11 protein-coding genes and 1 tRNA gene are annotated in these 15,931 nt (G+C 69.4%); 2 read left to right on the top strand and 10 right to left on the bottom strand.

The features are described from left to right. Positions 1–112: 112 nt before the first annotated feature. Positions 113–2,806, bottom strand: coding sequence for a DNA polymerase I (gene polA, locus ABFY20_RS09825; protein ID WP_368496073.1), 2,694 nt, complete (start codon positions 2,804–2,806; stop codon positions 113–115). 111 nt (positions 2,807–2,917) lie between these two features. On the opposite strand from polA, the gene ABFY20_RS09820 reads away from it, so the two are divergent. Next, positions 2,918–3,334, top strand: a complete 417-nt coding sequence (locus ABFY20_RS09820) for a PaaI family thioesterase (protein WP_368499763.1) — start codon at positions 2,918–2,920, stop codon at positions 3,332–3,334. 22 nt (positions 3,335–3,356) lie between these two features. On the opposite strand, the gene ABFY20_RS09815 is transcribed toward ABFY20_RS09820, so the two are convergent. Beyond that, positions 3,357–3,962: an ANTAR domain-containing response regulator gene (locus tag ABFY20_RS09815; RefSeq protein WP_368496072.1), complete on the bottom strand. Its 606-nt coding sequence runs from the start codon at positions 3,960–3,962 to the stop codon at positions 3,357–3,359. Between the two features lie 39 nt (positions 3,963–4,001). On the opposite strand from ABFY20_RS09815, the gene ABFY20_RS09810 reads away from it, so the two are divergent. Further along, positions 4,002–4,084: transfer RNA gene (locus ABFY20_RS09810), tRNA-Leu, on the top strand. A 40-nt stretch (positions 4,085–4,124) separates the two neighbouring features. On the opposite strand, the gene ABFY20_RS09805 is transcribed toward ABFY20_RS09810, so the two are convergent. From ABFY20_RS09805 to ABFY20_RS09770, 8 genes are all read right to left on the bottom strand, one after another. After that, entirely contained in the window at positions 4,125–4,895 is a 771-nt protein-coding gene (locus tag ABFY20_RS09805; RefSeq protein WP_368496071.1) for a hypothetical protein, read from the bottom strand. Positions 4,896–5,058: 163 nt separating this feature from the next. Beyond that, positions 5,059–6,504 (bottom strand): pyruvate kinase, encoded by a 1,446-nt coding sequence (pyk, locus tag ABFY20_RS09800; protein ID WP_368496069.1) that lies wholly within the window; start codon positions 6,502–6,504, stop codon positions 5,059–5,061. Between the two features lie 86 nt (positions 6,505–6,590). Further along, complete coding sequence (locus ABFY20_RS09795; RefSeq protein WP_368496068.1) at positions 6,591–8,045, bottom strand: glutamate synthase subunit beta; 1,455 nt, start codon at positions 8,043–8,045, stop codon at positions 6,591–6,593. Next, a complete protein-coding gene (gene gltB / locus ABFY20_RS09790; RefSeq protein ID WP_368496066.1) occupies positions 8,038–12,630 on the bottom strand; it encodes a glutamate synthase large subunit in 4,593 nt (1,530 codons plus the stop codon). The genes ABFY20_RS09795 and gltB overlap by 8 nt, the downstream gene beginning before the upstream one ends. Before the next feature lie 188 nt (positions 12,631–12,818). Beyond that, entirely contained in the window at positions 12,819–13,664 is an 846-nt protein-coding gene (trpA, locus tag ABFY20_RS09785) for a tryptophan synthase subunit alpha (protein ID WP_368496064.1), read from the bottom strand. Continuing rightward, on the bottom strand, positions 13,661–14,911 hold the full coding sequence (gene trpB, locus ABFY20_RS09780) for a tryptophan synthase subunit beta (protein ID WP_368496063.1): 1,251 nt from the start codon (positions 14,909–14,911) through the stop codon (positions 13,661–13,663). The genes trpA and trpB overlap by 4 nt, the downstream gene beginning before the upstream one ends. Further along, a complete protein-coding gene (gene trpC / locus ABFY20_RS09775; RefSeq protein ID WP_368496062.1) occupies positions 14,908–15,681 on the bottom strand; it encodes an indole-3-glycerol phosphate synthase TrpC in 774 nt (257 codons plus the stop codon). Before trpC ends, trpB begins: the two co-directional genes overlap by 4 nt. Before the next feature lie 5 nt (positions 15,682–15,686). Continuing rightward, the gene (locus ABFY20_RS09770) at positions 15,687–15,917 is read right to left on the bottom strand and encodes a DUF6704 family protein (RefSeq protein WP_368496061.1); all 231 of its coding nucleotides are present in this window, start codon (positions 15,915–15,917) and stop codon (positions 15,687–15,689) included. Positions 15,918–15,931 lie beyond the last annotated feature (14 nt).

Genomic DNA, 15,931 nt, shown 5'->3' with positions numbered 1-15,931 from the left:
CGCCGCCCGAGTTCCAGAGCACAACGACGGAGTCTCGGCGTGATGTCCGCTGAGACTCCGTCGATTTGCACACAGGTGGGCGGTCGCCCATCGCCTCGCTGCCGCAGCGGCGCTAGTGGGCGGCTGCGTCCCAGTTGGGGCCGTGGCCGACCTGCACCTCGAGCGGCACCGACAGGGAGGCGGCTCCGCCCATGCGGGTGGTGACGACCTCGGCGAGGGAGTCCCACTCGCCCGGCGCGACGTCGAAGACGAGTTCGTCGTGCACCTGGAGGAGCATCTTCGACTGCAGCTCGCGGTCGCGCAGGTCTGCGGCGATGCCGATCATCGCGATCTTGATGATGTCGGCCGCGGTGCCCTGGATCGGTGCGTTCAGCGCAGCCCGCTCATCGTTGTCGCGCAGCACGCGGTTGGCGCTGTTGAGGTTCGCGAAGGGGCGGCGGCGGCCGAAGATGGTCTCGGTGTAGCCGTCGACCTTCGCCTGCACGACGACGTTGCGCAGGTAGTCGCGCACCCCGCCGAAGCGCTCGAAGTACTCCGACATGAGCTGCTTGGCCTCGGCGGTCTCGATGCGCAGCTGCTTCGACAGCCCGAACGCCGAGAGGCCGTAGGCCAGCCCGTACGACATGGCCTTGACCTTCGTGCGCATCACCGGGGTGACGTCGGCCGGGTCGACGGCGAAGATGCGGGCGCCGACGAAGCGGTGCAGGTCTTCGCCGGAGTGGAAGGCGTCGATGAGCCCCTGGTCGCCCGAGAGGTGCGCCATGATGCGCATCTCGATCTGTGAGTAGTCGGCGGTGAGCAGCGTCTCGTAGCCCTCGCCCACCTGGAACGCCTGACGGATGCGCCGGCTCTCCTCGGTGCGCACCGGGATGTTCTGAAGGTTCGGGTCGGTCGACGAGATGCGGCCGGTCGACGAGCCGGTCTGCACGTAGGTAGTATGCACCCGCTTGTCGGGGGCGATGGCCTTGTCGACGCTCTCGATGATCTGCCGGAGCTTCGTGGCGTCGCGGTGCGCCAGCAGCAGCCCGAGGAACGGATGCGGGTTCGTCGCCTGCAAGTCGGCCAGGGCCCCGGCGTCGGTGGAGTAGCCCGTCTTCGTGGCCCTCGTCTTCGGCATGTCGAGCTGGTCGAACAGCACCTCCTGCAGCTGCTTCGGCGAGCCGAGGTTGACCTCGCGGCCGATGATGCCGAAGGCCTCGGTGGCGATCGACGCCGCGGTCTCGCCGAGCTCGGTCGACAGCGCCGAAAGCTCGGCGTGGCTCACCGTGACGCCCGTGAGCTCCATCTCGGCCAGCACGAGCAGCACGGGCAACTCGATCTCGGTGAGCACCCGCAGGGTGCGCTCGTCGAGCACGCCGGAGAGCGACTGCGCCACCCGCCAGACGTACCACGCCTCCTCGGCGGGGCCGAACGCCGAGTCGTTCTCGGGCACCAGCTGATTCGGGTCGGGCGTGGGCAGCGTCTCGAGCAGGTGCCGGTCGACCAGCTGCGCGAGCGAACGGTCGGCGCTCGAGTCGGGCTTCAGCAGCCAGGCGGCGATGACCGGGTCGAAGGCGAGGCCGCCCACCTCGAGACCGGCGGCACGCAGAGCCTTGATCTGCTTCTTGGCGTCGAACAGGATCTTCGGGCTCGGCCCCGCGAGCCAGGCCCCGAGCGGCGCGTAGTCGGGGCTGTTCGGAATCCAGGGCAGGAAGACCGTCTCGCTCCTCGTGCCGAGGCCGAAGCCCACGGGGAAGCCGTCGATGGTCTCGATGTGCACGGCGACGGCCTCGGAGACCGGGCTGCCCGCAGGAGCCGAGTGCCGCCCCAGCCACCCGGTGAGCTCCTCGTCGAGCAGCGTCACCGGCGTCGGTGCGTTCTCGGCGGCGGCAGCCGCCGCGGTCGCCGCGGCGACCCCCACCTCGGAATCGCCGGTGAAGCCCTCGAGCTTCAGCACACGGTCGAGCAACGTGCGGAACTCCAGCCGCGCGAAGACCTCGCGCACCAGCTGTTCGTCGGCCGGGCGCCGCTCAAGGTCGTCGGGCCCGACGGGCAGCTCGACGTCGGTGAGCAGACGGTTGAGCTTGCGGTTGCGCACCACGTTGTCGACGTGCTCGCGGAGGTTGTTGCCGACCACGCCGCCGATCTCGTCGCGGTGCTCGAGGATGGCGTCGAGCGAACCGTACTGGTTCAACCACTTCACCGCCGTCTTCTCGCCGACCTTCGGTACACCGGGGAGGTTGTCGCTGGTCTCGCCGACGAGGGCCGCGATGTCGGGGTACTGCTCGGGGCGGATGCCGTAGCGGTCGAGCACCTTCGCCTCGTCGTAGCGGGTGAGGTCGGAGACGCCCTGACGGGAGGGGTAGAGCAGGGTGACGTCGTCGTTGACGAGCTGGATGGTGTCGCGGTCGCCCGAGACGACGAGCACGCGGTAGCCGGCCTCGCGACCCTGCGTGGCGAGGGTGGCGAGGATGTCGTCGGCCTCGAAGTCTTCTTTCTCGATGGTGACGATGCCGAGGGCGTGCAGGCACTCCTGCAGCAGCGGCACCTGACCGATGAACTCGGGCGGCGTCTCGCCACGGGTGCCCTTGTACTCGGCGTACTCGCGGGTGCGGAAGGAGAAGCGGGAGACGTCGAAGGCGACGGCGAGGTGGGTGGGCTTCTCGGCCTTCAGCAGGTTGATGAGCATCGCCAGGAAGCCGTGGATGGCATTCGTGTGCTGCCCGTCGCGGGTGGAGAAACTGTCGACCGGAAGGGCGTAGAACGCCCGGAACGCGAGCGAATGACCGTCGATGACGAGGAGGGTAGGCTGATCTTTGTCCGGCACACGGCAAGCCTACACACGGCCTCCGACAGCCAAATCAGACAGGATCACGCACCGATGACGCAGCAGACCGAGCCCCCCGCATCCGCCGCCGAAGCCCTTCCGATCGACGTGATGGAGGTCTTCGGCTACCGCGGCATCGGCGCTCTCGCCGAGCGCATGGGCATCGAGTTCCTCGAGCTCAGCGCCGAGCGCTCCGTCGCGCGCATGCCTGTCGAGGGCAACACACAGCCACTCGGGCTGGTGCACGGCGGCGCGTATGTGGTGCTCGCCGAGAGCCTCGGGTCGACGGCGGCGAATCTCCACGCCGGCCCCACCAAGGTGGCCATGGGCATCGAGATCAACGCGAGCCACTCGGGTTCGGCGACCAGCGGCTGGGTGATCGGCACCTGCACGTCGATCCACCTGGGCAAGAGCCTCGCCACGCATCAGATCGAGGTCGACGACGAGAACGGCCGCCGGCTCTCGACGATCCGCATCACGAACATCATCAAAGACCGACGGCCGAACCAGACCTTCGAGTCGAAGTAGAGCCCGTCGACCGGGCCCACACCTACTTCTTCGGCGACAGCTGCTCGATGATGGCCTGCGCCACGTCGTGCATGGTGAGCCGGCGATCCATCGACGCCTTCTGGATCCAGCGGAACGCCTCGGGCTCGGTGAGCCCCATCTTCTCGTTGAGCAGGCCCTTCGCTCGGTCGACGAGCTTGCGGGTCTCGAAGCGCTCCACCAGGTCGGCGACCTCGGCCTCGAGCGTGATGATCTGGGCGTAGCGCGAGAGGGCGATCTCGATGGCGGGCAGCAGGTCGTTCGGCGTGAACGGCTTCACCACGTAGGCGAGCGCGCCGGCCTCGGTGGCGCGCTCGACGAGCTCCTTCTGACTGAAGGCGGTGAGCAGCACGACGGGGGCGATGTGGTCTTTCGACAGCCGCTCGGCCGCCGAGATGCCGTCGAGCTGGGGCATCTTCACATCCATGATGACCAGGTCGGGACGCAGCTCCGTGGCGAGGGCCACGGCGGTCTCGCCGTCTCCTGCCTCGCCGACGACCTCGAACCCGTTGTCGCGCAGGATCTCGACGATGTCGAGGCGGATCAGCGATTCGTCTTCGGCCACCACTACGCGGCGGGGCACTGCTGTCGTTGGTTCTTGGTCAGTCACGATTCAACCCTACGGTATTCTTGACCTCGCTCGTAGCAGGCCGGTGTGGCGGAATGGCAGACGCGGCGCACTCAAAATGCGCTGTCCGAGAGGGCGTGTGGGTTCGAGTCCCACCACCGGTACCGATCGAGCGGATGCGGCTGAGGGCGCCCACAGGAGGGCTCAGCCGATCGGCGTCGGCGTGACGGTGGGGGTCGGCGCCGGCGTGGGCGTCGTCGGCACCTCCGAGAAGATCGCGATGGGCACGTACTGGTGCACGATCTGCGTCGTGTAGGTGTTCGACCCGGGCGAGTTCTCGTACGACAGCTGCAGGGCGAAGTCGAGCATCACGCCCTGGGTGTCGTCGGCGAGCACCCCGATCTGCTGCGACTCGAGCTGGAACCCGCCCTTCGGCGAGGTGATGAGAAGCCCGAGTCCCTGCTCGGAGCGGAGCGCCTCGGGGTCGAGCGTCACCTTCAGAGGGTCGGTGTTCAGTGTGTACGGGGTCTGCACGGCACCGGATGCGGTGGTCGTCTGAGCCGTGACCGTGATGTTCGACATGTACACCCGGCGCTTCTGGTCGAAGGTGGCCTCGGCGGGGACGCGGTTGTCATAGGCGCCGATGACGAAGGAGAAGCGCTTGTCGGCGAGCGGGGTCCAGTCGTGGGTCTTCTGCTCCGTCCAGACGTCGATCTTCAGCTGCAACTGGTCGGTGATGTCGACCGTCGGGTGCACCGAACCCATGTCGGTGAACACGGACGCGAACTGGAGGTCGGTGGCGGTCGCCTGGCTTCCGGTGGTGCCGGTCGAAGCATCGGCTCCGACGCCCTGCACGGCGGGCGTGGGCTGGATGCCGAACAGCGGCATGATGGTCGAGCAGCCGGAGAGCGCGAGCGCGGTGGCGACGACGGCGGTCGCACCGACGGTGCGGAGGACGAGGCTGGTGCGCTGCATTGTGGTGTTCTTCCTTCGGGTCGCAGTGCCTCGCGGTCGAGGCGCATCCGAAATCTAGCAGCGCGCTTCCGCCCGGAAACGGCGATCGGCCAGGACCCGATCAAGTCTTGATCGAATCCTGGCCGAAACCTGAGCATCGGGCCGGGACGGCGGCTCAGCCCGATCAGGTGTCGAACGTCTCCGGCTTCAGCGGGTTGTGCGCCGAGCCGATGACGTGCACCCGCATGTCGTTCGTGGTGCCGGCGACCCCGGGAGGGGAGCCGGAGATGACGATGACCTTGTCGCCGAGCTGGGCGCGGCCGAGGCCGAGCAGCACGTCGTCGACCTGCACCATGAGCTCGTCGGTGTGCTTGACGCGGGGCACCAGGTAGGACTGCACGCCCCAGCTGAGCGACATGCGGTTGCGGATGCCGGGCAGCGGCGTGAAGCCGAGGATGGGGATGGTGCTGCGCAGGCGCGTCATGCGGCGCACCGAGTCGCCCGACTCGGTGAACACGCAGAGGAACTTCGCGCCGACGAAGTCGCCCACCTCGGCGGCGGCGAGCGTGACCGCGCCGCCCTGGGTGCGGGGCTTCGTGCCGAGCTCGGGGATGCGCTCGAGGCCGTGCTCCTCGGTCGACTCGATGATGCGGGCCATGGTCTGCACGGTGATGACGGGGAACTCTCCCACGCTGGTCTCGCCGGAGAGCATCACCGCGTCGGCGCCGTCGAGCACCGCGTTGGCGCAGTCGGACGCCTCGGCGCGGGTGGGTCGGGGCGAGGAGATCATCGACTCGAGCACCTGCGTGGCGACGATGACGGGCTTGGCCATGCGGCGCGAGAGCTCGACGGCGCGCTTCTGCACGATCGGCACGGCCTCGAGCGGGAGCTCCACCCCGAGGTCGCCACGGGCGACCATGATGCCGTCGAAGGCGTCGATGATCTCCTCGAGGTTGTCGACCGCCTGCGGCTTCTCGATCTTCGCGATGACCGGAACGCGGCGCCCCTCCTCGTCCATGATGCGGTGCACGTCGACCACGTCGGCGGCGTCGCGCACGAACGACAGCGCGATGTAGTCGGCACCGAGGTTGAGGCCCCAGCGGAGGTCGGCGACGTCCTTCTCGCTCATGGCGGGCACGTTCACGGCGACGCCGGGCAGGTTGATGCCCTTGTTGTTCGAGACCGCGCCGGGAACCTCGACGACCGTGGTGACGACGGTGCCGTCGGTCTCGAGCACGCGCAGCGCGACCTTGCCGTCGTCGATGAGGAGCGGGTCGCCCGGCTTCACGTCGTCGGGCAGGCCCTTGAACGTGGTGGAGGAGATCTCCTTGTTGCCGATGATGTCGTCGATGGTGATCTTGAAGATGTCACCCTCGGCGAGGTCGTAGGGGCCGTTCTCGAACTTGCCGAGGCGGATCTTCGGGCCCTGCAGGTCGACCAGCACGGCGACGGCCCGTCCGGAGTCGTCGGCGGCCTGGCGCACGTTCTTGTAGACGGCCTCGTGCACGTCGTAGCTGCCGTGGCTGAGGTTCATGCGAGCGACGTCGACGCCGGCATCGATGATGGCTCTGATGGTGTCATAGGTCGACGTTGCCGGCCCGAGTGTTGCGACGATCTTCGCGCGTCTCATCAGTGGTTACTGCTCCGAGTTCTGCGCCGGGGCGCATATGTGGTGGTGGGTGGAGGCTGTAGGAGGTGTGGTCGGGGGCGAGGCTATCAGACCGAGATGGCGCGGTCGGTGGGCTTCACCGGGAACGGCAGCTCGGTCGAACCCTCGAGGTAGCGGTCGACGGCGGATGCCGCTGCGCGGCCCTCGGCGATCGCCCAGACGATGAGCGACTGGCCGCGACCGGCGTCGCCGGCGACGAAGACACCCGGCACGGTGCTCTGGTAGTCGCCGTCGCGCTCGATGGCGCCCCGCTCGAAGCGGGTGCCGAGCTGGCCGTCGAGCTGCTCCGACTCCGCGCCGGTGAACCCGAGTGCGAGCAGCACCAGGTCGGCGGGGATCTCGTACTCGGTACCGGCCTTCGGAACCCGGCGCCCGTCGAGGTACTCGGTCTCGGCGACGCGGATGGCGCGCACCTCGCCCGACTCGTTCGAGAGGAACTCCACGGTGGAGGCGAGGAACTTGCGCTCGCCGCCCTCCTCGTGCGCACTCGCGACCTCGAACAGATTGGGGAACATCGGCCAGGGCTGTGTCTCGGGCCGTTCTGCCGGCGGCTGCTTGCCGATGGCGAGGTTGGTCACCGAGAGAGCACCCTGACGGTGTGCGGTGCCGATGCAGTCGGCACCGGTGTCGCCACCGCCCAGCACCACGACGTGCTTGCCCTCGGCGTCGATCTGGCCGAGCAGGTCGTCACCCGCGCCGACCTTGTTCTGCTGAACGAGGTACTCCATGGCGAAGTGCACGCCGTCGAGGTCGCGGCCCGGGATGGGCAGGTCGCGCGGCACGGTCGCGCCGGTGCAGACGATGACGGCGTCGTAGCGTGCACGCAGCTCGTCCCAGGCGATGTCGACGCCGATCTCGATGCCGGCGCGGAAGCGGGTGCCCTCGGCCATCATCTGCGTGAGACGGGCCTCGAGGTGCTTCTTCTCCATCTTGAAGTCGGGGATGCCGTAGCGCAGCAGGCCGCCGATGCGGTCGTCGCGCTCGTACACCGCGACGGTGTGGCCGGCGCGGGTGAGCTGCTGGGCTGCGGCGAGCCCGGCGGGGCCGGAGCCGACGACGGCGACGGTCTTGCCGGTGAGGCGCTCCGGCGGGTGCGGCTGCACCCAGCCGTTCGCGAACGCCTGGTCGATGATCGACTGCTCCACCTGCTTGATGGTGACCGCGGGCTGGTTGATGCCGAGCACGCACGACGCCTCGCACGGGGCGGGGCAGAGCCGCCCGGTGAACTCCGGGAAGTTGTTCGTCGCGTGCAGCCGCTCGATGGCCTGTCGGCCCTCGTCGCGCCAGGTGAGGTCGTTCCACTCGGGGATGAGGTTGCCGAGCGGGCAGCCGTGGTGGCAGAACGGGATGCCGCAGTCCATGCAGCGCCCGGCCTGCCGCCGCACGGTGGCCATGTCGCCCTGCTCGTAGACCTCTTTCCAGTCCATGAGCCGGAGCGAGACCGGCCGGCGGGCGGGGAGCTCGCGCTCCTGCGTCTTCAGGAAGCCCTTGGGATCAGCCACCTGTCACCTCCAAAATGCGTCCCCAGACGACGTCGCCGTCAGGGTCGAGTCCTTCTTCGACGGCTTCCTGGCGGGTCGCCAGGACGGCCGCGTAGTCGCGGGGCAGAACCTTCGTGAACCGGGAGACCGTCTCGTCGAAGTCGGCGAGCATCCGTGCCGCCAGCGGCGACCCGGTCTCGGCGACGTGCCGTTCGAGGAGGTCGCGCACGATCTCGACGTCGGCGCTGCCGAGGGGCAGCAGCTGCAGCTCGCCCGAGGCGAGCGAGTCGGCGTTCACGCGCTCGGGGTTGAGCTCGTGGATGTAGGCGGTGCCGCCCGACATGCCGGCGCCGAGGTTGCGGCCGGTGGAACCCAGGATGAGCGCGAGACCGCCGGTCATGTACTCGAGCGCGTGGTCGCCCACGCCCTCGACCACCGCGGTGGCGCCGGAGTTGCGCACCAGGAACCGCTCCCCCACGATGCCACGGAGGAAAAGGCTGCCCCGGGTGGCGCCGTAGCCGATGACGTTGCCGGCGATGACGTTGCGCTCGGCGGGGAAGATCGAGTTGCGGTCGGGCCGCAGCACGATCTGGCCGCCGGAGAGACCCTTGCCGACGTAGTCGTTCGAGTCGCCCTCGAGGCGCAGCGTGATGCCGGAGGGCAGGAACGCGCCGAGCGACTGGCCGGCGGAGCCGAGCAGCGTCACCTGGATGGTGCCGTCGGGAAGCCCGTGCTCGCCGTGGCGCTTCGTCACCTCGTGGCCGAGCATGGTGCCGACGGCGCGCTCGGTGTTGCGGATGGGGAGCGTGATGGCCACCGGCTCGGCGTGGTCGAGTGCGGCGCCCGCCTCGTGGATGAGGCGCACGTCGAAGTGCTTCTCGAGCTCGTGCTCCTGCTGACGGTGGTTCGAGCGCGGCTCGTCGGGCTCGAAGTGCGGGCCGACGAGGACGGGGCTGAGGTCGAGGCCCTCGGTCTTGTAGTGCTCGATGGCCGCGTTCACGTCGAGCAGCTCGTTGTGGCCGATGGCCTCCTCGAGCGAGCGGAAGCCGAGCTCGGCGAGGTACTCCCGCACCTCCTGGGCCAGGAACTCGAAGAAGTTCACCACGAACTCGGGCTTGCCCGAGAACCGGGCGCGCAATTCGGGGTTCTGCGTCGCGACGCCCACCGGGCAGGTGTCGAGGTGGCAGACGCGCATCATGACACAGCCCTCCACGACGAGCGGCGCGGTGGCGAAGCCGAACTCCTCGGCACCGAGCAGCGCGCCCACGATGACGTCGCGACCGGTCTTCATCTGACCGTCGACCTGCACGACCACGCGGTCGCGCATCCCGTTCAGCATGAGGGTCTGCTGGGTCTCGGCGAGGCCGATCTCCCAGGGCGTTCCCGCGTGCTTCAGCGAGTTGAGCGGGCTCGCGCCGGTGCCGCCGTCGTGGCCCGAGACGAGCACGACGTCGGCCAGGGCCTTGGTGACGCCCGCGGCGACCGCGCCGATGCCGTTCTGGCTCACCAGCTTGACGTGCACACGGGCCTCGGGGTTGGCGCGCTTGACGTCGAAGATGAGCTGCTTGAGGTCTTCGATGGAGTAGATGTCGTGGTGCGGCGGCGGCGAGATGAGCCCGACGCCCGCGGTGGCGTGACGCGTGCGCGCCACCCACGGGTACACCTTGGTGGGCGGCAGCTGGCCGCCCTCGCCGGGCTTCGCGCCCTGCGCCATCTTGATCTGGATGTCGGTGGCGTGCGTGAGGTACATGCTCGTCACGCCGAACCGGCCCGAGGCGACCTGCTTGATCGCGCTGCGGCGCTCGGGGTCGAGCAGGCGGTCGACGTCTTCGCCGCCCTCGCCGGTGTTCGACTTGCCGCCGAGGCGGTTCATCGCGATGGCGAGGGTCTCGTGAGCCTCTTTCGAGATGGAGCCGTAGCTCATCGCGCCCGTGGAGAAGCGCTTCACGATCGACTCGATCGGCTCGACCTCGTCGATCGGCACGGCCTCGCGCACGCCGCCGCGCAGCTTGAACAGGCCGCGCAGGGTGAGCAGGTGCTCCGCCTGGTCGTCGACGAGCTTGGTGTACTCACGGAAGATGTCGTACCGGCGGGCGCGCGTGGCGTGCTGCAGGCGGAACACCGTGTCGGGGTTGAACAGGTGCGGCGGGCCCTCGCGGCGCCACTGGTACTCGCCGCCGACCGCGAGCGGTTCGTGGGCGGTGACCGCTGCATCCTCGGGGAAGGCTGCGGCGTGGCGCGCGGCGCTCTCCGCGGCGATGACGTCGATGCCGACGCCGCCGAGCTTCGAGGAGGTGCCGGTGAAGTACTCGTCGACGAACTCGGGAGCGAGTCCGACCGCCTCGAAGGTCTGGGCGCCCGCGTACGACGACACGGTGGAGATGCCCATCTTCGACATGATCTTGAGCACGCCCTTGCCGAGCGCCTTGATGACGTTCTTCACGGCCTTCTCGGGCGTGACGCCGGTGAGCACTCCCGCGCGAACGAGGTTCTCGACCGACTCCATGGCGAGGTAGGGGTTGATCGCCGAGGCGCCGTAGCCGATGAGGAGCGCCACGTGGTGCACCTCGCGCACGTCGCCGGCCTCGACGATCAGGCCCACCTTCATGCGGGTCTGCTTGCGGATGAGGTGGTGGTGCACGCCGGCCAGCATGAGCAGCGACGGCACGGGCGCGAACTCGCGGTTCGAGTCGCGGTCGGAGAGCACGATGAACTCCGCACCGTTCTCGATCGCCTCGTCGGCTTCGGCGCACATCGCGGCGATGCGGTTCTGCATCGCCTTCTCACCCTCGTCGACCCGGTAGAGGCCGCGGATGGTGGTGGTGAGCCTGCTGCCCGAGCGCGGGTCGATGTGCTGGATCTTCGCGAGCTCGTCGTTGTCGATCACCGGGAAGTCGAGGATGACCTGGCGGGTGTGCTCCGGGGTCGCCGCGAGCAGGTTGCGCTCGGGGCCGAGGCCGAGGCGGAGGCTCGTCACGACCTCTTCACGGATGCTGTCGAGCGGCGGGTTGGTCACCTGTGCGAACTGCTGGGTGAAGTAGTCGAAGAGCAGGCGCGGGCGCTCGCTCAGCACGGCGATCGGCGTGTCGGAGCCCATGGCGCCGAGCGGCTCGGCCGCGTTCTTCGCCATCGGGGTGAGGAGGATGCGGATCTCCTCCTCCGTGTAACCGAAGGTCTTCTGGCGACGGGTGACCGAGGCGGGCGTGTGCACGATGTGCTCGCGCTCGGGCAGGTCGCGCAGGTTGATGCGCCCCTCGTCGAGCCAGGCGGCGTAGGGCTCGGCCGAGGCGAGCTCGGCCTTGATCTCGTCGTCTTCGATCAGCCGGCCGGCCGCCGTGTCGACGAGGAACATCTTGCCGGGGCGCAACCGGCCCTTGCGCACGACCTTCGACGGGTCGATGTCGGGGCTCACGCCGATCTCGCTGGCGAGCACGACGAGGCCGTCGTCGGTGATGAGGTACCGCCCGGGGCGAAGACCGTTCCGGTCGAGCGTGGCGCCGACGAGCGTGCCGTCGGTGAAGATGAGGGCGGCAGGCCCGTCCCACGGCTCCATGAGCATGGAGTGGTACTCGTAGAAGGCGCGGCGCGCCTCTTCGAAGTCGCTCTGGTTCTCCCAGGCCTCCGGCACCATCATCATGATGGCGTGCGGCAGCGAGCGGCCGGCGAGCGTGAGCAGCTCCACCACCTCGTCGAACGAGCCGGAGTCGCTGAGACCGGGCGTCACGATGGGGTAGAGGGGCGACAGGTCGCCGAGCAGTTCCGACTCGAGCTGCGACTGCCGGGCCCGCATCCAGTTGCGATTGCCCTGCACGGTGTTGATCTCGCCGTTGTGCGCCATCATGCGCAGCGGCTGCGCGAGCGGCCACGACGGGAAGGTGTTGGTCGAGTACCGCGAGTGCACGAGCGCGAGCTTCGAGGCGAAGCGCTCGTCGGAGAGGTCGGGATAGAACGGCTCGAGCTGCAGCGTCGTGACCATGCCCTTGTAGGTGATGGTGCGGCACGACAGCGACATGAAGTACACCTCGTGCTGCAGCTCGGCGCGCTTGCGCAACCGGAACGCCTGACGGTCGAGTGCGAGGCCGGAGAGCGTGGCCCCCGACTCGGTGGTGCGGGTCGACTGCACGTAGAGCTGCCAGATGGCGGGCATGGCGTCGCGGGCGAGACGACCGAGCTCGTCGGGGCGCACGGGCACCTCGCGCCAGCCGAGCACGGTGAGGTCTTCTTCGACGGCGAGATCGTGGATGCGCTGCTGCACGGCCTCGCGCTCGGCCGCGTCGAGCGGGAGGAAGGCGTTCCCCACGGCGTACCGGCCCACGGGCGGCAGCTCGACGGGTGCGACGGCGCGCAGGAACGCGTCGGGGATCTGGGTGAGGATGCCGGCCCCGTCGCCGGTGCCCGCGTCGGAGCCGATCGCGCCACGGTGCTCGAGGTTGCGCAGGGCGCCGAGGGCCGTGTCGATGATGTCGTGGCCGGCGGTGCCGCGCAGGGTCGCCACCATGGCCAGGCCGCAGGCGTCTTTCTCCGTGCGCGGGTCGTACAGGCCCTGGGCGGCGGGAAGAGTGCTGAAGCTGAAGCTCGGGCTGTTCGGGGTGGGCTGTTCGGCCATGCAGAACCGTCCTCTACGTGAATTTCTTAGGGAACTGGGACGACGATGGCCCAAGGGGATGTCTAGGTGCCCACCGGCGTCTGTGGACCGCGTGTGGTGAACGGAGCGCCGGTCGATTCTACCTCAGCGCGCTCGGGATGCCGTCCGCCCCCTGTTCGAGGGGGCGGCGTGCGGGTGGTGCGGCGCCGCTACCGTCGGGTGCCTTCGGCGAGTTCGGCGGCGAGCCTGCCGACGGCGGGGACTCCCCCGTCGGCGAGGGCCTTGACGAGCGCGGAGCCGACGATGGCTCCGTCGGCGTAACCCAGGATCTCGCTGATCTGATCGGCTGTCGAGATGCCGATCCCCACGGCGAGGCTGTCGCCGCCCTGGGCCCGGAGCCGGTCGACGAGCTTGCGGGCGGCGGCGTCGAGGTCGGCGCGCGCTCCCGTGATGCCCATGGTCGAGACGGTGTAGACGAAGCCCCGGCTGTTCTCGACGGCCAGGCGCAGGCGCTCGTCGCTCGAGGTGGGGGCGGCGAGGAACACCCGGTCGAGGCCGGTGCGGTCGCTCGAGGCGAGCCAATCGGCACCGGAGTCGACGGTGAGGTCGGGCGTGATGAGACCGGCTCCCCCGGCCGAGACCAGGTCGTCGGCGAAGCGGTCGACGCCGTACTGCAGCACCGGGTTCCAGTAGGTCATGAGGAGCACGGGTGCGTCGACGCGAGAACGGATGCGCTCGACGGCCGTGAAGGCGTCGCGCAGTCGCACTCCCTTCTCAAGCGCCTCGACGGTGGCGGCCTGGATGACCGGACCGTCCATCACCGGGTCGGAGTACGGCAGCCCGAGCTCGAGCACGTCGACGCCGTTCTCGACCAGCGCGACCGCGGCGTCGATGCTCTCGTCGAGCGAGGGGTAGCCCACGGGGAGGTAGCCCACGAAGGCACCGGCGCGCTCGGAGTTCGCCCGGGCGATGGTCGAGGCCACCGGCGACACGGGGGTCGACGACTCGGGCGTCGACGACGGCGCGGAGGCGGAGGCGGCTGCGGTGTCGCTCATACCTTCGCGTCTCCGTTCTCGTCGAGCACGTCGAAGTAGCGCCCGGCGGTCTCGACGTCTTTGTCGCCGCGGCCCGAGAGCGACACCAGGATGGTGGCGTCGGGGCCGAGCTCGCGACCGAGCTCGATCGTTCCGGCCAGGGCGTGCGACGACTCGATGGCGGGGATGATGCCCTCGGTGGTGCAGAGCAGGCGGAACGCCTGCATCGCGGCGTCGTCGGTGACCGGTCGGTAGCTGGCGCGACCGATGGAGGCGAGCCAGGCGTGCTCAGGACCCACGCCCGGGTAGTCGAGCCCGGCCGAGATCGAGTGCGAGTCGAGGGTCTGCCCGTCGTCGTCCTGCAGCATGATGCTCCGCGAGCCGTGCAGCACACCGGGGCGGCCCTTGGTGATGGTTGCCGCGTGCTTCTCGGTGTCGACGCCGAGCCCGGCCGCCTCGTAGCCGTAGAGGCCGACCGATGCGTCGTCGAGGAAGGCGTGGAAGATGCCGATCGCGTTCGATCCGCCGCCCACGCACGCGGTCACCGCATCCGGGAGCGACCCGGTGAGGTCGATGACCTGCTGGCGGGCCTCCTCGCCGATGACCTTCACGAAGTCGCGCACCATGACGGGGAACGGATGCGGGCCGGCCACCGTGCCGAGGAGGTAGTGCGTCGACTCGACGTTCGCCACCCAGTCGCGGAACGCCTCGTTGAGGGCGTCTTTCAGCGTGCGGGTGCCGCTCGTGACCGGGATGACCTCGGCGCCGAGCAGACGCATGCGGGCGACGTTGAGCGCCTGACGCTCCGTGTCGACCTCGCCCATGTAGACGACGCATTCCATGCCGAACAGGGCGGCGGCGGTCGCGGTCGCCACGCCGTGCTGGCCGGCACCGGTCTCGGCGATGAGGCGGTGCTTGCCGATGCGCTTGGCCAGCAGGGCCTGGCCGAGCACGTTGTTGATCTTGTGCGAGCCGGTGTGGTTGAGGTCTTCGCGCTTCAGCAGGATGCGGGCACCGCCGGCGTGCTTCGCGAAGCGCGGCACCTCGGTGATGATCGACGGGCGGCCGGTGTAGCTGCGGCCGAGCTCGGCGAGCTCGCGGTGGAACTCGGGGTCGAGCTTCGCGAGCTGGTAGGCCTCGTCGAGCTCGTCGAGGGCGGCGATGAGCGACTCGGGCATGAAGCGCCCGCCGAACTCGCCGAAGAAGGGGCCCGACTCGGCGCGCAAGGCGCCGACCGCGGCGAGGTCTGTGGGGGTGGGATCGGTCATGAGGACAAGAACTCCTTCAGCGTCGCCGCGGGGTCGGCACCGGTGACCAGTGCCTCGCCGATGAGCACGACATCGGCGCCGGCGGCGCGGTAGTGCGCCACATCGGCGGGTGTCTTGACGGCGGATTCGGCGACCTTCACGGTGCCCGCGGGGATGCGCTCGGCGAGGCGGCCGAACAGGTCGGGGTCGAGCTCGAAGGTGCTGAGGTCGCGGGCGTTCACGCCCACCAGGTCGGCACCCAGGTCGACGGCACGCGAGACCTCGACGGCGTCGTGCGTCTCGACCAGCGGGGTCATGCCGAGCGAGCGGATGAACGCGTGGAGGCGCTCGAGCGTCGGCTGATCGAGCGCTGCGACGATGAGGAGCACGAGGTCGGCGCCGGCGGCACGCGCCTCCAGCACCTGATACTCGGTGGCGATGAAGTCTTTGCGCAGGACCGGCACGGGAACCGCAGCGCGCACGGCCTCGAGGTCGGCGAGCGAACCCTTGAACTTGCGGCCCTCGGTGAGCACGCTGATGGCGCTCGCGCCGGCCCCGGCGTAGATCGAGGCGAGCACGGCGGGATCGGGGATCTCGGCGAGATCTCCGCGCGAGGGGCTCGCGCGCTTGACCTCGGCGATGATCTTCACGCGCTCGGCGGGCGCGAGCGCCGCGAGGGCGTCGAGGGCTGCGGGGCGCGCGAGGGCTGCGGCTTCGACCTCGGAGAGACTCCTGGTCAGCTGACGCTCCGCCGCGTCCTCGAGCGCTCCGGCTACGAGATCGGCGAGCACCTGGGTCAGTGCTCCTTCGCGACCGTGCGGGAGCCGTTCACGCCGTACCCGGCCTTCGACAGCACGAACCCGAGGACGAACCCGAACAGGGTGAGGCCGGCCGCGGCCCAGACGAGCCACTGGATGTCGAAGAAGAAGGCGACCGTGCCGATCGCGATGCCGACCAGCGAGACGACGACCGCCGTCCATGCAGCGACGGAGTGGCCTTCGCCCAGTTCATCCTCTTCGTGGCTCATCGATCTCTTCCTGT

Source organism: Herbiconiux sp. A18JL235 (assembly GCF_040939305.1).
Lineage (GTDB): Bacteria > Actinomycetota > Actinomycetes > Actinomycetales > Microbacteriaceae > Herbiconiux.
This window is presented reverse-complemented; position numbering and strand designations above follow the sequence as displayed.

What these genes read in the sequence shown, in the direction of transcription:
- pyk (WP_368496069.1), bottom strand. Translation starts at nt 6,504, where the DNA reads ATGAGACGCGCGAAGATCGTCGCAACACTCGGGCCGGCAACGTCGACC.
- ABFY20_RS09770 (WP_368496061.1), bottom strand. Translation starts at nt 15,917, where the DNA reads ATGAGCCACGAAGAGGATGAACTGGGCGAAGGCCACTCCGTCGCTGCA.
- ABFY20_RS09820 (WP_368499763.1), top strand. Translation starts at nt 2,918, where the DNA reads ATGGAGGTCTTCGGCTACCGCGGCATCGGCGCTCTCGCCGAGCGCATG.
- gltB (WP_368496066.1), bottom strand. Translation starts at nt 12,630, where the DNA reads ATGGCCGAACAGCCCACCCCGAACAGCCCGAGCTTCAGCTTCAGCACT.
- trpA (WP_368496064.1), bottom strand. Translation starts at nt 13,664, where the DNA reads ATGAGCGACACCGCAGCCGCCTCCGCCTCCGCGCCGTCGTCGACGCCC.
- ABFY20_RS09805 (WP_368496071.1), bottom strand. Translation starts at nt 4,895, where the DNA reads ATGCAGCGCACCAGCCTCGTCCTCCGCACCGTCGGTGCGACCGCCGTC.
- trpB (WP_368496063.1), bottom strand. Translation starts at nt 14,911, where the DNA reads ATGACCGATCCCACCCCCACAGACCTCGCCGCGGTCGGCGCCTTGCGC.